We start from the raw sequence: 20,836 nt of genomic DNA on the forward strand, positions 1-20,836 counted from the left end.
ATCTGAGATGGCTGCCACGGAAACCCGGGACGACACCGCGGCGATCGCCGCGCTGCACGAGTCGCTCGACGTCCAGCAGGCCGCGTTCCTCCGTGACCCGATGCCCTCCGCCGAGGTTCGCCGCGAGAGAGTCCTCGCGGTCGCGCAGATGGCGCTCGACAACCGCCTGCGAATCCGCGAGGCGGTCCGCAGCGACTTCGGATCGCACCCCGCGCTGTTTGCGGACATGGTCGAGACGCTCGGGATCGCCGGCCGGGCGGCGTACGCGGCCGAGCATCTCGAGACGTGGATGGCGCCGGAGCCGCGCGACGCGGACCCCGCGATGTACGGAACCGGCCGCGCCGAGATGCGCAGGGAGCCCAAGGGCGTCATCGGCAACATCGTTCCCTGGAACTTCCCGTATGACCTGAGCCTCGGGCCGCTCGTGGACATGCTCGCGGGCGGCAACCGCGTGATCATCAAGCCGTCCGACGCCACCCCGGCCTGCGGCGATCTGCTGCGCGACATGGCGCGGGCGACCTTCGATCCGGACCTCGTCGACGTCGTCGTGGGCGGTCTCGACCTCGCCCGGGAGTTCCCGCGCCTGCGCTGGGATCATCTCCTGTACACGGGCAGCTCGCGCATCGGCCGCGAGGTGGCCCGGGCCGCCGCCGAGAACCTCGTCCCGGTCACCCTGGAGCTCGGGGGCAAGTGCCCGGCGGTCGTGATGCCGGATGCGGTCGACGCCCGCAGCGTCCAGCACATCGTCGGCATCAAGATGATCAAGAACGGCCAGATGTGCAACACCGTGGATCACTGCCACGTGCCGAGCGACCAGGTGGACCGGTTCGTCGATCTGGCGGCGGAGTGGGTGGCGCAGGCGGTACCGGACTACTCGACCACCAGCGACTGCACGGGCATCATCAGCGACGCGCACCTCGACCGCGTGCTGGGCCTCATCTCGGAGGCGCGCGAGGCGGGCTGCCGCGTCGTGCAGCTCGATCCGGGCGGCAAGGTGGATCGCGAGACCCGCCGCGTGCCGATGCACATCGTCGTCGCTCCTCCGCCCGGCATCGGCATCAGTGAGGAGGAGGTGTTCGGGCCGATCCTTCCCATTCACCCGTACGACGACGTGGACGACGCGATCCGGCACATCAACGCCGGCGAGCGCCCGCTGGGCCTCTACGTGTTCACGCACGACGAGCAGGCGGCCGAGGGCGTTCTCACCCGCACCTCCTCGGGCGGCGCCTGCATCAACGCCGCGGCCATCCAAGGAGCGCTTCCCTCACTGGGATTCGGCGGGGTGGGCAACAGCGGCACGGGCCGCCATCACGGCATCGACGGCTTCCGCGAGTTCACCAACGCGCGGGGGGTGTTCATCCGCGGCGAGGACGACCTCTGCGACCTGTTCGTGCCGCCGTACGACGAGCGCCAGCAGGCCCTGGTCGACGGGGCGCTCGAGGGCGCGTGACCGCCGGCCGAGAATTGTGGGAATCCCACGAACCCGAGGCTCGCGGCGGAGCGCGGTCTGGGCCATCCGGCCATTCGCGGTCGCTCGGTCCCGGCGTACGTTGCGGCCATGACCGATACCGTCGTGAGGAGCGGGACGCGGCAGGGCCGCATGACGCTCGAGCGGATGGCGGGGACCATGCCCGTCCACGCGCCGATCTATCCCGAGCCGCCGTTCTACTACCGCAATCTCGAGTTGCTCGCCTGGACGTACGAGACCGACGAGGAGGCGGCGCTCGACGTCCTGCCGGACTGTCTTGAGCTGAGCCTGCCCGCCACGGCCACACTCGCCGTGCTCGATGCGCCCATCTGCACCCTCGGCTCGTACCAGGAGGCCTTCATCAGCATCGCCGCGACGTTCGAGGGCGAGCCCGTCCAGTACGTCGTCAACAACCTCCTGACGAGCGACGCGGCGATCGCCGTCGGGCGTGAGATCTGGGGCGTGCCGAAGAAGCTCGGACACATCGAGCTGCAGAAGAACGACCAGGGCATGATCGGCATCGTCGAGCGGCCGAAGGGCACGCGGCTGGCGACCGGCACCTTCCGCCCCGAGCGCGTCATCCCTCGCGAGTTGGCGAAGCCGTTCTCCGTGCCCCTGCTCACCCTGCGCGTGATCCCCCACCCCGAGGGACTCCCGCCCAAGGTCGAGCTGATCGAGCACTTCAGTCCGAAGACGAACAACCACAAGCTCACCGACGAGTGGTACGAGCAGCAGTTCAGCGGCCCGGGTCACGTGAACTTCGACGTCGAGTCGGCGATGGACCCGTGGTACCGGCTGCCGGTCCGCCGCATGATCAGCGCCTCCTACAGCGGTGGCCCGTGGAGCTTCGAGCTGCCGTGGGGCCGCATCCTCAAGACGTACTGAAGGCCGGTCCGGGGCGGCGCAGACCACCGCGCCGCCGATCACCTGCTCCGCCCGCCCCGGAAGATCGCAATGGTGCTCTCGCCGTCGACGCCTACGCGGAGCACGGCGAGCGCGAGGTGTGGCCCCTCGACGCGTCGACAGGCATATGGCAGGCCACGGAGACGGCGATCGCGCTGCGTGAATCTGCCTCGAGCCAACGGGCCCGATCGGCGTAAGCTGGCCGTGGTCCGACTGCCCCAAGGAGGCAACATGTACGCACGTGTAGCGGCATTCGAGAGCGATCCCGCCAACGTCGACGATGCGATCAACATGGTTCGCTCCGAGGTGGAATCGGGCACCACGCCGGCTGGGCTCGAGGGCGCCAAGATGCTGATGCTCGTCAACCGGGAGACCGGCAAAGGCCTGGGCGTCACGCTCTTTGCGAGCGAGGAGGCGATGCGCCGCGGCGACGAGGCCCTGAACGCCATGGACCCCGGGGCGAACGAGCGCCGCACATCGGTCGAGTTCTACGAAGTGCCCGTGCAGACGGTCAGCTGACGACGGCCAGACGGTCGCGCCGGGAGTCGGTGCTCAGGACGGCGAGGCCCACGCGATGCGTTGGCGTGCGGCAGGCTCGAGAGCAAGCCCGGCGACGTCTCCGTTCCCGCCGCGTTGCTCCAACTCGACGGAGTCTGCCCGAAGGTGCGGCCGTCACGAGACGTCCTCGGTACAGCTCACTCGCGTCGCTTTGCGCCGGTCCAGCTCCGCCAGAAACTCGAAGGGATCGTAGTAGGCCTCGGGGTCGATGAAGCCCGGCCTGGGTGCGGCCATGGCGGGCCAGCAGATGCGCGCCCACGGCGGCGGGAACGCCGGTCATCCGCGCTGGCCCGCTGTGTCCGCAGTGGGTCGGGTGACTGACGTCGTAGACGCGCCGCACCCGCTGCCCCTCGTGCATCGCGAGCACCTCGACCTGCACGAACAGCATCCACGGGCCATCATCACGTTGCCCCCCGAGGCGATCCCAGATCGACTGTCTCGTCACCGCCATGCGGTCCGCGGCCAGCAGGCCATAGCGGCCGAGCACCCGCATGTCGTCCATGATCTCCGGCCGCCAGCTTCCGCGGACCGCGCAGTAGCGCAGCGTCGGGAAGTTTCGCGGCAACGTCGAGACCTCGGGTGCGGCAGGTAGTAGACCCGTTGTGGGCCGACGGGATCGGCGAACGTCACCAGACGGGAGCCGTCCAGGAACGCGGCCCGCTCGAAGCGGCCGTTCTGGAAGAACCCGCGGGTCTCGCAGTTTTCGGAGGTCTCCCACAGGATCGTGTCGAGCAGACCCGGCGTGGGCGCGATCGTGCGGAAGCTGACCCACGAGATGTGCACCTCCGCGATCTCCTCGAGCTCTTCGGCGGCGTGGCGGACGAGGACGTTCGACAGGCCCGGGGTCGCGCCGAGCCCGGAGATCGCCGTGATGCCGGCCTCCCGGGCGGCGCGCGCCTGCGCGTCCGTCGGCTCGGATATGAGGTCCGCGTAGTCGACGCGCGCCTCGATGGCCAGGTCGATGACGGTGTCGAACAGCACGAAGCTCGTGCAGTTCATCAGCACGTCGGCCCCTTCGAGCAGCGCGAGGGCGGCCTCGCGATCGTGGAGGTCCAGGCCGACCGCCCGGATGCCGGCGCCGTCGAACTCGTCCACGAGCGTACGCGCCCGCCCTTCGTCGAGGTCGGCGACGACGAGCTCATCGAACGCTCCGTCCCGAGCGAGGTCGCGGGTCACCTCGCTGCCGACCTCGCCGGCGCCGCCGAGGATGACCGCCTTCATCGCGCGCGCGCTGTGGCTCGATCAGGCCGATGCGCCGGCGCTCGCCGACGTAGATGTGGTCCCGCCTCCGTCCCGCGCGGACGTCTGCATCGTGGGTGGCGGCTTCACCGGTCTGTGGACGGCGATCCACCTCAGGCAGGCCGATCCATCCCTTGACGTCGTCGTCGTGGAGGCGGGGACGTGCGGCGGGCAGGCGAGCGGGCGCAACGGCGGCTTCGTCATGACGGCCTGGTCGAAGTTCGCGACGCTGCAGAAGGTCTGCGGCACCGACGACGCCCGTTTCTATGCCCACACGGTCGAGCGGGCGGTGACCGACATCGGCGCGTTCTGCGACGCACAGGGCATCGACGCGCATTTCCGTCAGGGCGGGTGGCTGTGGACGGCCACCAACCGCGCCCAGATCGACGCGTGGAGGTACACCGTCGACCAGCTCGCGGCGGTCGGTGGGAGCCCGTACGAACTGCTGGAGTCCGACGAGGTGGCTCGTCGGTCCGGCTCGCCCGCCCACCTCGCCGGGATCTTCGAGGCCGCGCCCGCGGCGATCCATCCGGGCCGGCTGGTCGTCGGGCTGGCGGACGTGGCGCGCCGCCTGGGGGTGACGATCGTGGAAGGGTGCTCGATGACCGAGCTGCGCGGTGGCGCCACACCCGAAGTGATCACGCCGCGCGGGAGCATCCGCGCAGACAAGGTGGTGCTGGCGATCAGCGCGTGGTCGACGGCGATCCCCGAGATCCGCCGCTCGCTGATCGTCATCGCGAGCGACGTCATCGCCACCGACCCGATTCCCCGCCGCCTCTCCGCGATCGGCTGGGCGCCCGGGCTGTCCATCTCCGACAGCCGCCGCCTCGTCAACTACTACCGGACGACGGACGACGGCCGCGTCGCCTTCGGCAAGGGCGGTGGGGGCCTCGCACTCGGGTCGCGCATCAGCGACGCCTTCAACCGGTCGCCCGCTGCCGCGCGGGACGTGACGGCCCAGTTCCAGCGGATCTACCCGATGCTGAGCGATGTGCCGATCGACCGGCACTGGCGCGGGGCGGTCGACTACTCGGCGACCGGCCTGCCGTTCGTCGGACCGCTCGCCAAGCAGCCGCGGATCCTCGTCGCGGCGGGCTTCTCCGGCAACGGCGTCGGGCCGTCCTACGTCGCCGCCACCGCGCTGACCGATCTCGCGCTCGAGCGCGACGTCGAGCGGGTGCCCGAGAGCATGCGCATGCCGCGGGGCGCGCGTATGCCGCCCGAGCCGGTGCGCTACCTCGCCGGCCGCGTCGTGCGCGAGGCGGTGCGGCGCAAGGAGGATGCGGAGGACCTGGGCCGCATGCCGGGCCGCGTCCTCTCCATGGTCGCATCGCTGGACCCGACGAGCTTCACCGACGTCGGGCCTGTGAACGGCGGCAACGGAGCCTCCGCGCCGGCGAGCGCCCGCCGATGATCGGCTGACGGCGGGTGCGAGACCCGCGCGGTCAGGCCGGCGCGACGGTGACGGGCACGCCGGTCATCGTCGGCATCCCGGTGGCCGGGTCGACCGCGTCGCCGGAGACGAGCGCCGCGGCGTTGGCCTCGACGAACCCGTGCGGCGTCGAGACGGTTCCCCGGACCGCGCGACCGTCGAGGCGGGCCACCGTGCGCAACTCGCCGTGGGCGCTGGAGACGACGATCGGGTCGCCGTCGGCGATCCCGCGTTGTGCGGCGTCGTCGGGATGCAGCACGGATCCGGGCTGGGCGGACCGCGCGAGGCCGTGGCCGTCGGCAAGTGTCGAGTTGTTCTTGCGAAGCTGGCGGCGGTTCGTCAGCAGCAGTTCCGCGGGTCGGGACTCGGGGTCGCGGGTTCGCGCGAGCTCGTCGATCAGCATCGCCGGGGCCAGGCGCAGGCGCTGATCCGGCAGGGCGGCGTGGATCCAGCCGTGCGGGCGCTCCGGCGTGACGACCGCGTTCGTCGTGGCATGCAGCGCGCGCCAGCGGTCGGCGTCAGATCCGTAGAGGGCGTCGAGGACCGCGGCCTCGGAGGCGGCGCCGGGATCGCGCCGCGCGGCGGGGTCCAGGCCGAGGCGCGCGCCCAGTTCGCGCAGGATCCACCACGTCGGACGGCGGTCCGCGCCCGGGGCGAACACGCGCTCGCTGTACTGGCTGAAGGATCGCAGCGCGTAGAGCTCGCTGCCGGTCGGGATGTCGGCCCGCTCGAGCTGGCCGGCGGCGGGGAGCACGTGGGTCGCCAGCGCCGTGACGTCGTTGTCGATGACGTCGACGACCGCGAGCACGTCGAGCTTCGCCAGTGCTCGCGCGACGCGCTGGGGCTGTGGCCACGCGATCAGCGGATTTCCTCCGAGCACGACCAGAGCTCGTAGGTTGCCCGACTCGATCTCGTCAACGGCCGCGGCGCAGGGCATCTCCCCGAAGCGCTCCGGGAGCTCCGGCCGGCTGGCCGGGCCGGGTCCGGGCGTGCCGTCCCGCGGCTCCCAGGTCTGCCGGTGCGTCTGATTCAGGTAGCCGGGGTTGAACCACATCCCCCCAGGGCGGTCCAGCGACCCGGTGACGGCGCACACCATCCAGGTCAGCCACAACGTGACGTTCGCCTTGTCGGAGAAGTTGAGCCCCGTGCCGGTGACCATCGACACGCGACCGGTTGCGCGGATCTTCGTCAGCAGCTCGACGACGCGCTCGCCCGGGATGCCCGTGCCGCGGGTGCAACGCTCGAGCGTGAACGGTTCGACGGCGGCCGCGAGAGCGTCGACGCCGGTCGTGTGGCGCTCGAGATAGGAGCGGTCGGCACCGTGGCGCAGGAGCTCGCGAACGAGATATCCCATCAGCAGGTAGTCGGAGCCCGGCCGCGGCGCAAGGTGCACCGTGGCGACGTCGGCGCTCTCGGTGCGCCGCGGGTCGATGACCCACAGTTCCCCGTCGGTGGCCCACCGCCGCAACCACTCCTTGGGTCGCGGGATGTTCATGGTGTGCCCGTGCGACGCCATGGGATTGGTGCCGACGAGCACGGTCAGACGCGTGTCGAGGTCGGGGACCGGGAGCAGCCAGGGGTGTCCGACGACCAGCTCCGCCACCAGACAGACTGCCGGGCAGTCGACGGTCAGCGACGTGTACCACTGGCGTGAGCCCAGGTGCGCGAGGATCGCGGGACCAGCGCCGACGGCGGCCGACTCCACGTAGTGCGCGGTCCCCTTGTACATGCCGACCGCCGAGGGACCGGTCTCGGCCACCACCGTCTCGATCGCGCCGGCGAGGTGATCCAGCGCCTCGTCCCAGCCGGCCGACGCGCGCTGCTCGCCGCGGCCGATGAGCGGTTCATCGAGCCGGTCCGGATGGTGGTGATGGGCGCCGAGCGCGCGCCCCTTGGGACAGAGGTAGCCCCGCGAGACCGGGTGATCTCGATCGCCGCGGACGTCGATCACGCGGTCGCCCGCGGCCGTCACGATCGCGCCGCAGGCAGCGTTGCACAGCCGGCAGAACGTTCGATGGCGCGTCGGCAGGTCGTCGGTCATGGGCGCACCGTAGATGCTCGATGACGGGCGCGGGCCAGGCTCTCATACGGATGAACCAAGAGCTCTGTGCCGTTCATAGTCGAAGCGAAGTGGGCCGTCACGGCGCCGCAGTTACGGTCGAAAACCCACTGATTTGCGGGTCACGCCTACTGCGAGGATCGACGATGTTGCGACGACGGACGTCCCTGGCCATGCCTCTGCTGCTGCTCGCGCTCCTGGTCGGATGCGGCAGCAGCAGCGACGGAGGGTCCACCCAGTCGAGCGCGGCGAGCACCGGCTCGACGTCCGCGACCGGCACGGAGGTGGCCGCCAAGAGCGCGGAGTGCTCCAAGCCGAACGTGATCTCCCAGTCCGACTGGAACCAGGGCGCCAAGCGGCTGCCGGCGGTCCCGGCCGGCTCGGTCGACGGCAAGCGCATCGCCTACATCGGCTTCGGCCAGGACAACGCGTGGTCGGGCGGCAACAACGGCCTGGGCACGTTCACCGGCGTCCTCTGCGAGGCGCAGGCCAACGGCGCGGACGCGAAGTTCATCGGACCGCCGTCGTTCGACGCCCAGGTGCAGTTCCAGCTGGTCTCCGATCTCGCGGTCAGCAAGAACTACGACGGCCTGGTGATCACGCCGAACGACTCGACCAGCATCGCTCCGGCGATCAAGCAGCTCGTCGCCGCGGGCGTTCCGGTCGTCAGCACGCTGCAGCCCGCGGGCCCGAACGTGCTCTCGATGGAGAACCAGATCCCGGGGATGAACGGGAACGTCATCGAGGACCTGACGGTCAACGCGCAAGCCATGGCCGACGGCGTCATCGACGCGTGCAAGGCGCACGACCCGTGCAACGTCATCGTCATCTGGGGCGTACGCGCACTGGCCTTCGACAAGGTCAAGCCGGAGATCTTCCAGAAGAGGCTCGCGGGGCATCCCAACATCAAGATCGTCTGCGAGGCGGATGGCGGTTACGATCAGGACGTCGGCCGGACCGCGGCCGCGGACTGCCTTCAGGCCCACCCCGACGTCAACGTCCTGGCGTCACAGGCTGATCAGCAGACGCGAGGCGCCGAGCGCTCGCTCGATGCCGCCGGCCTCAAGTTCGGCCTGGGCAAGAACGACGTGAAGATCGTCAGCTCGTACGGAACCGTCTACGGCGTCGAGCAGGTTCGCAAGGGCAAGTGGCTGCAGACCACGTACAACCGGGCCCAGTCCATCGGCGCGGCGGCCACGCGCATCGTGTTGCTCGACATCGCCGGCAAGAAGATCCCCGACAACCTGCGCTTCATCGTGCAGGACCGGGACATGGACAAGGTGCCGAACCGGCTGACCAAGGCGGTCCTCGACGCGCATCCCGAGATCAAGGGGCAGTGGGAGGGGTGAGCGGCGCCCCCGCGCCCGACGTGAGCGCCGGCGGCGAGTCGCGCCCGCAGGACACGCCGATCCTGCAGGCCGACGGCATCGTCAAGTCCTTCGGACGGAGCCGCGTGCTCGAGCACGTGTCGCTCGTCGTGCGGGCCGGGTCGGTGCACGGACTGGTCGGGGAGAACGGGGCCGGCAAGTCGACGCTCGGCAAGATCCTGAGCGGCGTCCTGCGCCCGGACGAAGGAACCATGCGGGTGGGGGGAACGCCGGTGGCGTTCTCCTCGCCCGCCGACGCGCTGCGCGCGGGCGTCACGATCATGCAGCAGGAGCTGTCGCTGGCGCCGGACCTGACGGTGCGCGAGAACGTGCTGCTCGGCCAGCAGCCCTCGCGCTTCGGCGTGGTCTCGCGGCGGCTGCTGCGCCGGCAGTTCTCCGAGCTTCTCGACCGGACCGGGTTCGAGATCGACGGTGGGGCGCGGGTCGGCGCCCTGCCGATCGCCAAGCAGCAGGAGGTCGAGATCCTCCGGGCGCTGGCGCGTGGAGCGCGGGTGATCATCATGGACGAGCCGACGTCGGCGCTCTCGGCCCAGGACGGCGAGCGGCTGCACGCCGTCGTGGGATCGCTGCGCGACTCCGGCATCGCGGTGATCTACGTCTCGCACTTCCTCGAGGAGGTGCTGGCGCTCAGCGACGAGGTGACGATCATGCGCAACGGCCAGCGAGTGCGCACGGTCGCGGCTCAGGAAGCGACGATCGACACGCTTGTCACGCACATGCTGGGAGGAGCGCATGACGCGAACTTCCCGCCTTTGCCGCCGGTCGCGCCCGAAGCGAAGCCCGTCCTCGAGGTCCGTGGCCTGCGCCGGCGGGGCCAGGAGGCCGGCGTCGATCTCACCGTTCGCGCAGGCGAGGTGCTCGGGCTCTTCGGGCTGGTGGGCGCCGGGCGCTCCGAGCTCGCGCACGCCATGTTCGGTGCGCTGGGCGGCGTCACCGGTGAGGTGCTCGTGGACGGCCGGCCGGTCGACCTCTCGCGGCCGGTCACGGCGATGGCGTCCGGGATCGCCCTGCTGCCCGAGAGCCGCAAGGACCAGGGTCTCTTCCTCGGGATGAGCCAGCACCGCAACGCCACGATGGCGTCCCTGGACGACTTCTCCAGGGCGGGCTTCATCCGGGGCGATGTCGAGCGCCGCGCCGCGCGCGACGAGCTCGAGGCGATGGGGGTCAATCCCGTCGCGCTCACGAGCCCCGTCGGCGTGCTCTCGGGCGGCAACCAACAGAAGGTGCTGTTCGCCAAGACGCTGTTGCGCCGTCCGCGGGTGCTGATCCTCGACGAGCCGACACGCGGCGTCGACATCGGCGCCCGCCGGGCGATCTACGACATCGTCGTCAGCCTGCTGGCCGGAGGCATGGCGATCGTCCTCATCTCGTCGGAGTACGACAAGGTCGCTCAGATGTCACATCGCCTCAGCGTGCTGAGAGAGGGACGGATCGTGGAGAGCTTCGACGCCGGCGAGGTGTCCCATGACGCCGCGCTGGCGGCGGCGTTCGGCGTCTCGACCCAATCCAACTTCATCAAGGAAGTGACATGACCGGACTCGTCGGCGATGCGACTCAGCCTGGCCTGGGCCTGAACCCGAGACTCGTCTCGTGGCTGCGCGATTACTCGGTCGTTCTGATCGTCATCGCGATGTTCATCGTCATGTCATTCACGGCACCGAACTTCTTCTCGGTACGCAACGTGATGAACATCCTCGACCAGAACGCGCCGCTCATGCTCGTGGCGCTGGGTACGACGTTCGTGATCATCGCCGGAGCCTTCGACCTCTCGTCAGGCCAGGTGCTCTCGTTGTGTGGGGTGTTCGGCGCCTGGTTCGCCGTTCAACTCGACAGCGCCGTGCTCGGCGTGCTTCTCGGGATCGCGGTGGGTGTCCCATGCGGGCTGCTCAACGGGTTCCTCGTGGGCAAGATCGGCGTCAGCTCGTTCCTCGCGACGTTGGCGACGGGGCTGGTGATGGCGGGAGTAGCCTTGATGCTCACTCAGGGCACGAGCCTCGACCTCTCCAGCGACACGGCGTTCACCTGGCTTGGCTCGCATCGGTTCGGGGTGATCCCGGCGACCGTCATCGTCATCGCCCTCGTGTTCGTCGTGCTGTCGCTGCTGTTGACCACGACGAAGATCGGCCGCAACGTCTTCGCCGTCGGCAGCAATCCGGAAGCCGCGCGACTGTCCGGCATCTCGGTGACGCGCGTGATGATCTTCGTGTTCATCGTCGGTGGCGTCAGCGCGGCGATCGCCGGCCTGATCATCGCCACGCGCACGGGGGTGGGCAACTCCTATGCGCCGGCCAACACCCTCACGCTGAACGCCATCGCGGCGGTTGTCATCGGCGGCACGAGCATCGTCGGCGGTAGCGGCGCCGTGTGGCGCACGGTGTTCGGCGTTCTGCTCCTGGCGCTGCTGCAGAACGCGCTGAACCTGCTCGACGTCGAGCCGTACTGGCAGCAGATCGTCTCTGGGCTGATCATCCTCTTTGCGATCGTCACCAACACCGTGACCGCGCGGTTGCGGGCCTGACGCAGCTCCATCGTCTCCGGGCGGTAGGGGGCGAGTTTCGGGCGGCCGCCGCACTACTGAGGGCATGGATGCCCTGGAAGCCCTGGCCGACCGTCTGCGTGAGCAGCTGATCCGTCGTGCGGCGGCGGGGGAGGGTGGCGATCTGCATTCGCGGATTCGCGCGCTGGTCGACGTGGAGGCGGCGTTGCTGGACGTTTCGGCGCGTGAGCGGTTGGTGGAGTTGGTGGCGGAGCGGTCGTTCGGGTTGGGGCCGCTGGAGCCGCTGCTGCGCGACTCGTCGGTGGACGAGGTGATGGTCAACGGGCCGGGGGCGGTGTGGGTCGAGCGGCGCGGGCGGTTGGAGGCGACGGGGGTGCGGTTCGAGGGCGTCGCGGAGCTGCGCCACGCGATCGAGCGGATCCTGGCGCCGCTGGGGCGGCGGGTGGACGAGGCCGAGCCGCTGTGCGACGCGCGGCTGCCCGACGGCTCGCGCGTGAACGTCGTCATCGCGCCGCTCGCGCTCGACGGGCCGGTGCTGACGATCCGGCGGTTCCGGCGGCGCGGCCTTGCGCCGGACGAGCTCGTGGAGATCGGGACGTGGACGCCGCCGCTGCGCGATGTGCTCGAGCGGGCGATCGGCGCGCGGTGCAACGTGCTCGTCAGCGGCGGGACCGGCTCCGGCAAGACGACGACGCTCAACGCGCTGTCGTCGTTCATCGCCGATGGCGAGCGTGTCGTGACGATCGAGGACGCGGCGGAGCTGCGGTTGCAGCAGCCGCACGTGGTGCGCCTCGAGGCGCGGCCCGCGGGCGTCGAGGGCCGGGGCGAGGTCACGATCCGGCGACTGGTGAAGAACGCGTTGCGGATGCGGCCCGACCGGATCGTCGTGGGGGAGGTCCGCGGGGCGGAGGCGCTCGACATGCTGCAGGCGATGTCGTCGGGTCACGACGGCTCGCTGTCCACCGTGCACGCCGGCTCGGCGGAGGAGGCGCTGCGGCGGGTCGAGACGCTCGCGCTCATGGCCGACGTCGGCCTGCCGCACGCGGCGGTCCGCGAGCAGGTCGCCACCGCGATCGACCTCGTCGTGCACCAGTCGCGCATGCGCGACGGGTCGCGCAAGGTCGTGGCGCTCAGCGAGGTGGTTCGGGTCGCCTCCGGGCCGGCGACGCGGGAGCTGTACGCCGTCCGCGACGGCCGGCCCGTGTGGCGCGCGGCGCTCAGCGACGATCTGGCACGGCGGCTGGCGGCGTGATGGTGAGCCGGGCGGTGCTGCTCGCCGGCGGGGCCGGGGTCGTCGGCGTGCTCGCGGCGTGGGAGATCATCGTCGTGGTGAGCGCGGGAGCGGGCTCGCGCGGCGTCGCGCGGCTGCTCGCGCCGCTTCGGCGCGCGTCGACCTCCGGCGATGCCCCGACCGCGAGCGAGCGGCGGCGGCTCGCCGCACTGGCGGCGGCGACCCTGCTCGCCGCCGGGTGGATCGTGGGCGGACCGGTCGCGGCGGTCGCGCTGGCGGCCATCGCGCCGAGCGGGATGGGAGCGCTCGTGCGAGCGAGGCGGCAGCGCTGGCGGGCGCGGCTCATCGATGCGGCGCCGGTCGTCGCGCGGGCGCTGGGTGACGCCCTCGCCGGTGGGCACTCGATCCGCGGGGCCGCGGTGGAGGCGGCCGAGAGCGGCGGGATCCCCGGTCCGGCCGGGGTCGAGCTGCGCCGCGTGGCCCACGCGCTCGCGCTCGGCGAGCCGACCGACACGGCGCTCGAGTCCTTTCGTGCCCGCGCGGCCGCACCGGCGTACGACACACTGGTCGCCGCGGTCATGCTGCAGCGCGACGCCGGCGGCGACCTCGCGCAGTTGCTGCGCGACCTCGCCGCGTCGCTGGAGGCGGCGTCGCGGGTGACCCGTGACGCGCGGGCGGCGACGGCCCAGGCGCGCTTCACGGGAACGCTGATCGCGGTGCTGCCGCTCGGCGCCGCGGCGCTGTCGGAGCTCGCGCAGCCCGGCTCGCTCGCCGCGCTGATGGGCTCGCCGATCACCGGGACGATGGTGGGGCTCGCGGCGGTGCTGCAGGTTGTGGGCCTGGTGGCGGTCCGCCGGCTATCGCGGGTCGCCGGCGGCCAGGCCGGTGCCGGGCGCCGTCGCGGAGCCGAGCGGCGCGGCCAATCAGGTCCGCCATGACGCGCTCGGTGCTGCTCACGCTCGTCGCGGGCCCCCTCGCGGTGCTCGGCGTGTCGGACCTGCTGATCGCGGCGCGCCAGGCGCGCGGAAGCCGCCGGCGGAGGCCGCGCGGGCGCGTGCTCGGGTTGCTGGCCGCGGTGGGGCGGCGCATCGGCGTCGTTCCGGCGCCGGGCGACCTCGAGGCGCGGCTGGCGGCGGCCGGCTCGGCGCTGGGGCTGTGCCCGGCGGACCTCATGGCGGTCAAGGTCGGGGCCGCGGTCGTGGGCGTGCTCGCGGCGCTGCCGCTCGCGGCGGGGGCGTCCGGACGCACGGGGCCCTTCCTCGCGCTCGCCGCGGGCGCCGGCGGCTACCTGGCGCCGGACGCGTGGCTGCGCCGGCGCCGGCGGTCGCGCATCACCGCGATGGAAGGCGAGCTGGGGGACGTGCTCGACCTGCTGCGGGTGTGCGTGCAGGCCGGCCTGCCGGTCGGTCGTGCGCTCGGGGAGGTGGGAGCGCGCCACGCGGGCGTGCTCCCCCGCGAGTTGCGCGCCGCCGCCGCGACGATGCGGCTCGGCACGCCGCGCGCGGAGGCCCTCGAGCGGCTCGGCGCCGGAGCCCCGCTGCCCGCGGTCGCCGCACTCATCGCCGCGATCGGCCGCAGCGAGCGTCACGGCGCGCCGCTGGCCCCGGCGCTCACCGCCCTCGCGGCCGACGCCCGGGCCGAGCAGGGCCGCGCGCTCACCGAGCACGCCGCGAAGGCCGCGCCGAAGATCCAGCTCGTAGTCGCCCTGCTGCTCGTGCCCGCCGTGATGCTGCTGGTGGGCGCGGCCGTGCTGCGCGCGTTCGGCGTCGCGTGAGCATCGACCGTCGAGTTCCTCAGCCTCAAGCTGAGAACCTCGCCGGTCGGCGTGGGGTGGGGCGCGTCGGGGGTGGGGCGCGTTTGGGAGTGCGCGCGCCGGGAGCCCGGCGCGTCGAGGAGTGCGCGCGCCGGGAGTGGGGGCGCCCCGGCGGACCGGGGCGCCCCGCACCGCATCCCTACTTCAGCGTGAGCACCAGCTTGAAGCGCTGGGTGTCACCGTCGCGCTTGGAGCCCGCGGCCACCGAGCCGAACTGCTGCAGGTAGGACCGCACCCGAGCGAATTGCGGATCGTCGCCCGCGCCGAGGCCGTCGGCCAGGGTCAGCACCGGCTGCACGTCGAAGAAGAACGTCGGATCGACGCCGCTCAGCGCGGCCGACGCCTGCTTGAACGAGGGGCTGTCCGACAGCTTCGACGTCGGCGAGATCGCCGCCTCGACCGCCTGCTTGCTGACGCCCGCGACGAACTTGTCGCCCGCGGTCACGAGCAGGATCGGGAACGGGAAGCCCGACGGGGTGACGGCGATGCCGTCGTCCGCGCCGGCCACGCCGGTCGCCGCGCTCACGTCCGTGGTCGGCGAGACCTGCGGGATCAGCCGCGCGATCTTGCGGATCGCGGACTTCGTCGCGGTCGGGTCCGACGACTGCACGACGAGGGCGCCGCCGATCTGCGCGATCGACGTCCCCCGCACGAACAGCCCGCCGTCGCCCATCCAGCTGAACAGGTCGCGCTCGAAGTCGATGCCGAGCTGCTGCTGGATCGTGTCGAGCTGGCCGCTGACGTCCGTGCCGCCGACCGAGCCGAGCTGCGTGATCTGCTGCAGGCCCGAGCGCAGGCGGTCGCCGATCGACGACACCCCGAAGCCGAGCCACGAGTCGCCCGGCAGCGCGGCGAGCGCCGCCGCGGCGTTGCCCGCCGCGGGCGCGTTCGACGACTGCTTGACGCCGAGCGTCGCCGCGTCGATCGCGATCGCGTCCTGCGTGACGCCGAGCTTGGCGACCGTCGCGCGGCCGCCGCTGGAGGCGATCGCCTGGCGCACGCCGCTGAGCGTCTGCGCCGGGACGCCGCCCGAGCGGGCCAGGGCGTCGATCAGCCCGTTCGTCGAGACGTAGATCGTGCCGAGCGCGTCCTGCTCGCCGACCGACGAGAGCGCCGTGTTGTACTCGTCGTTCTGCGACATGTTCTCGACGCCGTCGCCGTTGACGGTGTCGACCACCGTGCGGAAGCCGCGCTCGCTGCCAGCGACGAGGTAGTCGCCGACGATGCCGACGGCCGTGTCGCCGTCGAGGCGGTAGGACGTGTCGTTGTAGGACTTGTCCTTGCCGCCCTTGGTCTGCTTGTCGATGAACGCCTGGGCCTTGTCGTTGTCCGAGGACGCGACGACGGCGGCGCCGACCGGGTTGTCACCGGAGAACGACGTGAAGAACAGGCCGGCGTCGTTGCCCAGCCACGGCTCGATGTCGTCCTTGAACGAGACCTTGTTGTCGCCCGACTCCAGGCCTTGGACGATCTTCGCGCCCGGGTCGTCGGTCTTGAGGATCTTCTTGAGAGCGTTCTCGGTGTTCGTCTTGAGCTCGCCGTCCGGCCGCAGCGTCGCCTGGATGTAGATGGGCGCGCTGGATGGAACCGCCTCGGCGGGGTTCGCGTCGCCGCTTCCGCCGCCGCTGCCGCAGGCGGCGAGGCCCAGCGCGACGGCGCCGGCGCAGGCGGCCAGCGTGGCTCGTCGCGCGCGGCGCGCGAAGGTTGTCTTGACCATGGGGTTCCTGAAGCCTCCTGATTTCGGGAAAAGCGGACCGCGGCCCCGCGGCGGTCCGGGCAGAGCCCTTCGCATCCTAAAGCGGATCGCCCGGACAGAACGCCCCTTCGGCTGCAACGGCCCCTGCAGTCTGGACGGATGCACGGCGTCTTGCCATCGGGGAACCCCCTCGCGCCCCACGGCGACCCACCGGCTCACCCCCGATGGTCAAGCGACATCTGGGGGTCTGGCGCGGCCTGAGGGGCGGGTTGGTGGGGAAATGTGTGCAAGTGGGGTTGCGATGTGGAGGAAAGTGGGATAGAACGCCGCTAGCGGACCGGAGTGGAGGAGCTCCTCCCACTCCTCCACTCCGGCCCGAACCCTCTTTCCACTCCTTATGACCCTTGGCCTTCCGCGGCACCTTCGACTACACGCTGGACGCGAAGAACCGGCTGACCGTGCCTGCCAAGTTCCGCGCGTCGCTGAGCGACGGCGTGGTGCTGGCCAAGCGGGTCGCGGGCTGCGTGGCGGTGTGGCGTCCCGATGACTACGACGCGTACATGCAGGCCGCGCTCGAGCGCTTCCATCCCATGTCGCCCGAGGCGGAGCAGCTCCAGCGCTTCTTCTCGGCCAACGCGCACGACACCGAGCTCGACTCCGCCGGCCGCATCATGGTCCCGTCCTTCCTCCTCCAGCACGCCGCCCTCGGCAAGGAGGTCGTCGTCACCGGCGCCGGCATCTGCCTCGAGGTCTGGGACCGCGGCGCCTGGCAGGAGTACAACGCCCGCCTCACCGACGATGTCGCGGCCATTCAGTCCCGCCTTGGCGATGCTGGTTGAGATGAGCGCCCCCCACATCCCCGTCCTCGCCGAGGAGGCGATCGAGCTTCTCGCCCCCAGCGCGGGGGAGACGATGATCGACGCCACGTTCGGCGCGGGCGGCCACTCGCGGCGCCTCGCCGAGCACCTCGGCCCGGCCGGCACGCTCATCGCGATCGACCGCGACCCGTCGGCCGAGGAGCGCTTCGAGCAGCTCGCCGCCGAGGTCGACTGCCACACCCGCTTCATCCGCGCGGACTTCGCCTCGGCGCTCGAGGGCCTCGTCGCCGAGGGCCTGCGTGCCGACGGCGTGCTGCTCGACCTCGGCATCAGCTCCATGCAGGTCGACACCTGGGAGCGCGGCTTCTCCTACTCCTACGACGCGCCGCTGGACATGCGCATGGACCCGGGTCAGGAGTTCGACGCGCGCGAGCTCGTCAACACCTGGGACGAGCGACGCCTGGCGCGCACGCTGCGCGAGTTCGGCGACGAGCGCTACGCCGGAAAGATCGCCCGCGCGATCGTGCGCGCCCGCGCGCGCCGGCCGCTCGAGACGACCCACGAGCTCGTCGACGTCATCACCGACGCGATCCCGGCTCCGGCCCGCTTTGCCGGAGGCCACCCGGCCAAGCGCAGCTTCCAGGCCATCCGCATCGCGGTCAACGGCGAGCTCGACCAGCTCGACCGGGCGCTGCCGAGCGCATGGGCCGTGCTGCGCAAGGACGGCCGCTTTGCAGGGATTTCCTTTCACTCTCTTGAAGACCGGCGCGTGAAGCGCTTCCTGGTAGACCGGGCCCAGGGCTGCATCTGCCCGCCCGACCTGCCGGTCTGCGCCTGCGGGCGCACCGCCGAGGCGGCGCTGTTGAGCCGCCGTTCGGTCGTCCCCAGCGCCGACGAGATCGCCGCCAACCCGCGGGCCTCGTCGGCCCGCATGCGCGCCGCCCGCAAGCTGCGCGACGAAGGAGAGCAGGGATGACGCCTCGGATGGGGAGCGCGGCCACCGCCGCCGGCTCCGGCCACGCTCGCAAGGTGCGCGGTTCCACGGCCACGCGCGGCCCGCGCCGCGTCTCCGGCCCCGCGCGCACGCCGAAGGGCCGCGGCCGCCGCGTGACGGCCACGAGGACGACGTCCGAGCGCCCGCCCGCGGGCGTGTTGAGCGGGCTCGGCGCCTTTGCGCCCCGCCGCATCTCGGGCGGCGCCGTCGTGCTGCCCGCGCCCGGGCGCACCCGCCGCCGCGCCGACGGCGACCGCGGCCTGGCCCGCCGCCTCGGGGGCCTGGTCGAGCATCCGTGGCTCGACCGGCTCCTCACCGGCCGGGTGTGGATCGCGCTCATCGCGGTCGGCCTCATCGGCCTCGTCTTCATGCAGGTGTCGCTGCTCAAGCTGAACGCCGGCATGGGCAAGGACGTCGAGCGCGGCGAGGTGCTGGGCCGCGAGAACGCCGTCCTGCGCGCCGACGTCTCCAAGCTCGAGGCGCCCGACCGCATCCAGCAGCTCGCGCTCGGCGCCGGCATGGTCCTGCCCGCGGCCGACCAGGTCACGTTCCTCGGCAAGGACGGCAAGCGCATGAGCGGCGCGGAGGTGCCCGCGGTCGCGCAGGCGAGCACGGCGACCCTCCCGGTCACGCCGCAGCAGCAGACGGCGGCAGCCCAGGCGCAGACCCCGGTCGCGCCCGCCACCACCGGCACCGCGACGACGACGGGCACCGCGACCGCGACCGCGACCGCGACCGGGACACCGGCCCCGGCCACGACGAGCGCCACGACTCCGCCGGCGGCCGTCACGCAGACGACCCAGACCCCGGTCCAGGCTCCCGTCCAGATCCCGACCCCGGCGCCCGCGGCCGCGACGCCGCCGGCTCCCCCGGCGGCCACCACGCCGCCCACCTCCGTGACGCAGCAGAGCGCCACCCCGCCGAGCACGTCCACCGGCACGACCGTGGCCGGCGGCGCGGTGGCCGGCGGTTAGGAACCCCATGGGCATGATCGACCGGCGCATCGGACTGCTCTTCGCGGTCTTCCTGTTGCTGCTCGCCTTCGCCGGCGCGCGGTCGGTGTGGCTCGGGACGGTCAAGGCGAGCGGGCTCAAGCACGCCGCCTCCAGCCAGCAGGTCTCGACGGTCACCGTCCCCGCGCGCCGCGGCGCGATCATCGACCGCGCGGGCGTGCCGCTCGCCGTCTCCGAGCCCGCCGACGACATCGCCGCGACGCCGTACCTCATCAAGGACCCCGCGGGAGCGGCCGCGAAGGTCTCGAAGATCCTCGGCATCGATGAGGGCGCGCTGCTCAAGAAGCTCACCCGCCGCGACACCGGCTTCGTCTACGTCGACCGGGTCGTCCCCGCGGACGTGGCGGCGAAGGTCGAGAACCTCGACATCGAGGGCCTCACCCTCATCCCGACCAGCCGCCGGACCTACCCGCGCAACTGGCTGGCCTCGCAGCTCATCGGCAACGTCGGCATCGACGGCAACGGGCTCTCGGGGCTCGAGTACGCCGACGACGACCTGCTGCACGGCAGCGACGGCCGCCGCCGGCTGACGAAGGACGCGATCGGCCAGCCGATCGGCGTACGCGAGGAGAAGACGGCCCGCACGGGCAAGACGCTGCGCCTCACGCTCGACGCGGCGATCCAGAGCAAGGTCGAGGCGGTCCTCAGCGGGGTCGGCGAGGTCTACCGGCCCAAGGGCGCCACTGCGATCGTCATGGACCCGAACACCGGCGCGATCCTCGCCCTCGCGAACTGGCCGCGCGTCAACGCCAACGACGTCGCGGGCGCGCCCCCGTACGCCCGCCAGAACCAGGCGGTCGGCACGACCTACGAGCCCGGGTCGACGTTCAAGGCCTTCACGGTGTCCGGCGCGCTCGAGGAGGGCAAGGTCACCCCGAGCACCTCGTTCAACCTGGCGCCCCAGATCCAGGTGGCCGACCGGACGATCGGCGAGTCGCACGCCCGCGGCTGGGCCACCCTGACGACCGCGCAGATCCTCGCCGAGTCCAGCAACGTCGGCGCGATCACCATCGGGCTCAAGCTCGGCAAGGTCGACTTCGACCGCTGGGTGCGGCGCTTCGGCTTCGGCAGGCCCACGGGCGTCGACCTGCCGGGCGAGGAGATGGGCATCGTCCCCACGCCCAAGCAGTACTCGGGCTCGTCGATGGGCAACCTGCCGATCGGCCAGGGCCTCTCGGTGACGCCGATGCAGATGGCCACCGCCTACTCCGCCATCGCCAACGGCGGCATCCTGCGCCGCGCCCACATCGTCGAGTCGGTCGGCGGGCGCGAGATCGCCAAGCCGAAGGGGCACCGCGTCATCTCCGGCAGGACCGCGGCGTCCGTGCGCCAGATGCTGCAGGGCGTGCTCGCGCCGGGCGGCACGGCGAGCGAGGTCTCGGTCCCCGGCTATCAGCTCGCAGGCAAGACCGGCACCGCGAACAAGGTCGATCCCACGACCGGCCAGTACTCGGACTCGAAGTACGTCGCGTCGTTCGTCGGCTTCGCGCCCGCGAAGAACCCGAAGCTCCTGTGCGCCGTCATGGTCGACGAGCCGAAGGGCGACATCTACGGCGGGTCCGTGGCCGCGCCGGCCTTCGGGCAGATCATGGCCTTCGCCCTGCCCTACCTTCGGATCGCGCCGAAGTGAGTGCCGAGATCGGCAACACTCACCCCGTCTGACGGACGTTCGCCGCGCCTGGCGGCGTCCTCGGCCGCTCAACGTGCCAGGGGCGCGCCTTCGGGCG

17 protein-coding genes are annotated in these 20,836 nt (G+C 71.9%); 14 read left to right on the forward strand and 3 right to left on the reverse strand.

Annotation, left to right across the window (positions count from 1 at the left end):
• The first annotated feature begins 7 nt into the window (after window positions 1-7).
• From DSM104329_RS10625 to DSM104329_RS10635, 3 genes are all read left to right on the forward strand, one after another.
• Window positions 8-1,450 (forward strand): aldehyde dehydrogenase family protein, encoded by a 1,443-nt coding sequence (locus DSM104329_RS10625; protein WP_259315410.1) that lies wholly within the window; start codon window positions 8-10, stop codon window positions 1,448-1,450.
• 108 nt (window positions 1,451-1,558) lie between these two features.
• Entirely contained in the window at window positions 1,559-2,353 is a 795-nt protein-coding gene (locus tag DSM104329_RS10630) for an acetoacetate decarboxylase family protein (RefSeq protein ID WP_259315411.1), read from the forward strand.
• A gap of 222 nt (window positions 2,354-2,575) precedes the next feature.
• Entirely contained in the window at window positions 2,576-2,890 is a 315-nt protein-coding gene (locus DSM104329_RS10635) for a hypothetical protein (RefSeq protein WP_259315412.1), read from the forward strand.
• A 480-nt stretch (window positions 2,891-3,370) separates the two neighbouring features.
• Here the strand turns inward: DSM104329_RS10635 and DSM104329_RS10640 are convergent, their stop codons facing one another.
• Entirely contained in the window at window positions 3,371-4,150 is a 780-nt protein-coding gene (locus DSM104329_RS10640; RefSeq protein WP_259315413.1) for a saccharopine dehydrogenase NADP-binding domain-containing protein, read from the reverse strand.
• Here DSM104329_RS10640 and DSM104329_RS10645 point away from each other — a divergent pair.
• Window positions 4,137-5,582 (forward strand): NAD(P)/FAD-dependent oxidoreductase, encoded by a 1,446-nt coding sequence (locus DSM104329_RS10645; protein WP_259315414.1) that lies wholly within the window; start codon window positions 4,137-4,139, stop codon window positions 5,580-5,582. The two genes, DSM104329_RS10640 and DSM104329_RS10645, sit on opposite strands and share 14 nt — an antisense overlap.
• A 31-nt stretch (window positions 5,583-5,613) precedes the next feature.
• On the opposite strand, the gene DSM104329_RS10650 is transcribed toward DSM104329_RS10645, so the two are convergent.
• Entirely contained in the window at window positions 5,614-7,641 is a 2,028-nt protein-coding gene (locus tag DSM104329_RS10650) for a molybdopterin-containing oxidoreductase family protein (protein ID WP_259315415.1), read from the reverse strand.
• Window positions 7,642-7,691: 50 nt separating this feature from the next.
• Between DSM104329_RS10650 and DSM104329_RS10655 the strand changes: the two genes are divergently transcribed.
• From DSM104329_RS10655 to DSM104329_RS10680, 6 genes are all read left to right on the forward strand, one after another.
• A complete protein-coding gene (locus DSM104329_RS10655; RefSeq protein WP_259315416.1) occupies window positions 7,692-9,008 on the forward strand; it encodes a sugar ABC transporter substrate-binding protein in 1,317 nt (438 codons plus the stop codon).
• Window positions 9,005-10,579, forward strand: coding sequence for a sugar ABC transporter ATP-binding protein (locus DSM104329_RS10660; protein ID WP_259315417.1), 1,575 nt, complete (start codon window positions 9,005-9,007; stop codon window positions 10,577-10,579). Before DSM104329_RS10655 ends, DSM104329_RS10660 begins: the two co-directional genes overlap by 4 nt.
• Complete coding sequence (locus tag DSM104329_RS10665; protein WP_259315418.1) at window positions 10,576-11,565, forward strand: ABC transporter permease; 990 nt, start codon at window positions 10,576-10,578, stop codon at window positions 11,563-11,565. The genes DSM104329_RS10660 and DSM104329_RS10665 overlap by 4 nt, the downstream gene beginning before the upstream one ends.
• A gap of 64 nt (window positions 11,566-11,629) precedes the next feature.
• Window positions 11,630-12,796, forward strand: a complete 1,167-nt coding sequence (locus tag DSM104329_RS10670; protein ID WP_259315419.1) for a CpaF family protein — start codon at window positions 11,630-11,632, stop codon at window positions 12,794-12,796.
• Window positions 12,796-13,713, forward strand: coding sequence for a type II secretion system F family protein (locus tag DSM104329_RS10675; protein ID WP_259315420.1), 918 nt, complete (start codon window positions 12,796-12,798; stop codon window positions 13,711-13,713). The genes DSM104329_RS10670 and DSM104329_RS10675 overlap by 1 nt, the downstream gene beginning before the upstream one ends.
• On the forward strand, window positions 13,710-14,549 hold the full coding sequence (locus DSM104329_RS10680) for a type II secretion system F family protein (RefSeq protein WP_259315421.1): 840 nt from the start codon (window positions 13,710-13,712) through the stop codon (window positions 14,547-14,549). The genes DSM104329_RS10675 and DSM104329_RS10680 overlap by 4 nt, the downstream gene beginning before the upstream one ends.
• A 178-nt stretch (window positions 14,550-14,727) precedes the next feature.
• Here the strand turns inward: DSM104329_RS10680 and DSM104329_RS10685 are convergent, their stop codons facing one another.
• Entirely contained in the window at window positions 14,728-16,305 is a 1,578-nt protein-coding gene (locus tag DSM104329_RS10685; protein ID WP_259315422.1) for a DUF3352 domain-containing protein, read from the reverse strand.
• A 383-nt stretch (window positions 16,306-16,688) separates the two neighbouring features.
• Between DSM104329_RS10685 and mraZ the strand changes: the two genes are divergently transcribed.
• Genes mraZ through DSM104329_RS10705 form a run of 4 tightly spaced genes read left to right on the forward strand, consistent with a single transcriptional unit; the run spans window position 16,689 to window position 20,739 of the window.
• On the forward strand, window positions 16,689-17,123 hold the full coding sequence (gene mraZ / locus DSM104329_RS10690; RefSeq protein WP_259315423.1) for a division/cell wall cluster transcriptional repressor MraZ: 435 nt from the start codon (window positions 16,689-16,691) through the stop codon (window positions 17,121-17,123).
• Between the two features lies 1 nt (window position 17,124).
• Window positions 17,125-18,078: a 16S rRNA (cytosine(1402)-N(4))-methyltransferase RsmH gene (rsmH, locus tag DSM104329_RS10695; RefSeq protein ID WP_259315424.1), complete on the forward strand. Its 954-nt coding sequence runs from the start codon at window positions 17,125-17,127 to the stop codon at window positions 18,076-18,078.
• The gene (locus tag DSM104329_RS10700) at window positions 18,075-19,070 is read left to right on the forward strand and encodes an FtsB/FtsL family cell division protein (RefSeq protein ID WP_259315425.1); all 996 of its coding nucleotides are present in this window, start codon (window positions 18,075-18,077) and stop codon (window positions 19,068-19,070) included. The genes rsmH and DSM104329_RS10700 overlap by 4 nt, the downstream gene beginning before the upstream one ends.
• 13 nt (window positions 19,071-19,083) lie before the next feature.
• Entirely contained in the window at window positions 19,084-20,739 is a 1,656-nt protein-coding gene (locus DSM104329_RS10705) for a peptidoglycan D,D-transpeptidase FtsI family protein (protein ID WP_259315426.1), read from the forward strand.
• Window positions 20,740-20,836: the final 97 nt, after the last annotated feature.

Source organism: Capillimicrobium parvum (genome assembly GCF_021172045.1).
GTDB classification, from domain to species: Bacteria; Actinomycetota; Thermoleophilia; order Solirubrobacterales; family Solirubrobacteraceae; genus Capillimicrobium; species Capillimicrobium parvum.

Excerpts from the sequence above, each read along its gene's own strand:
- DSM104329_RS10625 (WP_259315410.1), top strand. The coding sequence starts at position 8 with ATGGCTGCCACGGAAACCCGGGACGACACCGCGGCGATCGCCGCGCTG.
- DSM104329_RS10630 (WP_259315411.1), top strand. The coding sequence starts at position 1,559 with ATGACCGATACCGTCGTGAGGAGCGGGACGCGGCAGGGCCGCATGACG.
- DSM104329_RS10645 (WP_259315414.1), top strand. The coding sequence starts at position 4,137 with ATGACCGCCTTCATCGCGCGCGCGCTGTGGCTCGATCAGGCCGATGCG.
- DSM104329_RS10640 (WP_259315413.1), bottom strand. The coding sequence starts at position 4,150 with ATGAAGGCGGTCATCCTCGGCGGCGCCGGCGAGGTCGGCAGCGAGGTG.
- DSM104329_RS10650 (WP_259315415.1), bottom strand. The coding sequence starts at position 7,641 with ATGACCGACGACCTGCCGACGCGCCATCGAACGTTCTGCCGGCTGTGC.
- DSM104329_RS10655 (WP_259315416.1), top strand. The coding sequence starts at position 7,692 with ATGAACCAAGAGCTCTGTGCCGTTCATAGTCGAAGCGAAGTGGGCCGT.
- DSM104329_RS10665 (WP_259315418.1), top strand. The coding sequence starts at position 10,576 with ATGACCGGACTCGTCGGCGATGCGACTCAGCCTGGCCTGGGCCTGAAC.
- DSM104329_RS10670 (WP_259315419.1), top strand. The coding sequence starts at position 11,630 with ATGGATGCCCTGGAAGCCCTGGCCGACCGTCTGCGTGAGCAGCTGATC.
- DSM104329_RS10675 (WP_259315420.1), top strand. The coding sequence starts at position 12,796 with ATGGTGAGCCGGGCGGTGCTGCTCGCCGGCGGGGCCGGGGTCGTCGGC.
- DSM104329_RS10680 (WP_259315421.1), top strand. The coding sequence starts at position 13,710 with ATGACGCGCTCGGTGCTGCTCACGCTCGTCGCGGGCCCCCTCGCGGTG.
- DSM104329_RS10685 (WP_259315422.1), bottom strand. The coding sequence starts at position 16,305 with ATGGTCAAGACAACCTTCGCGCGCCGCGCGCGACGAGCCACGCTGGCC.
- rsmH (WP_259315424.1), top strand. The coding sequence starts at position 17,125 with ATGAGCGCCCCCCACATCCCCGTCCTCGCCGAGGAGGCGATCGAGCTT.
- DSM104329_RS10700 (WP_259315425.1), top strand. The coding sequence starts at position 18,075 with ATGACGCCTCGGATGGGGAGCGCGGCCACCGCCGCCGGCTCCGGCCAC.
- DSM104329_RS10705 (WP_259315426.1), top strand. The coding sequence starts at position 19,084 with ATGATCGACCGGCGCATCGGACTGCTCTTCGCGGTCTTCCTGTTGCTG.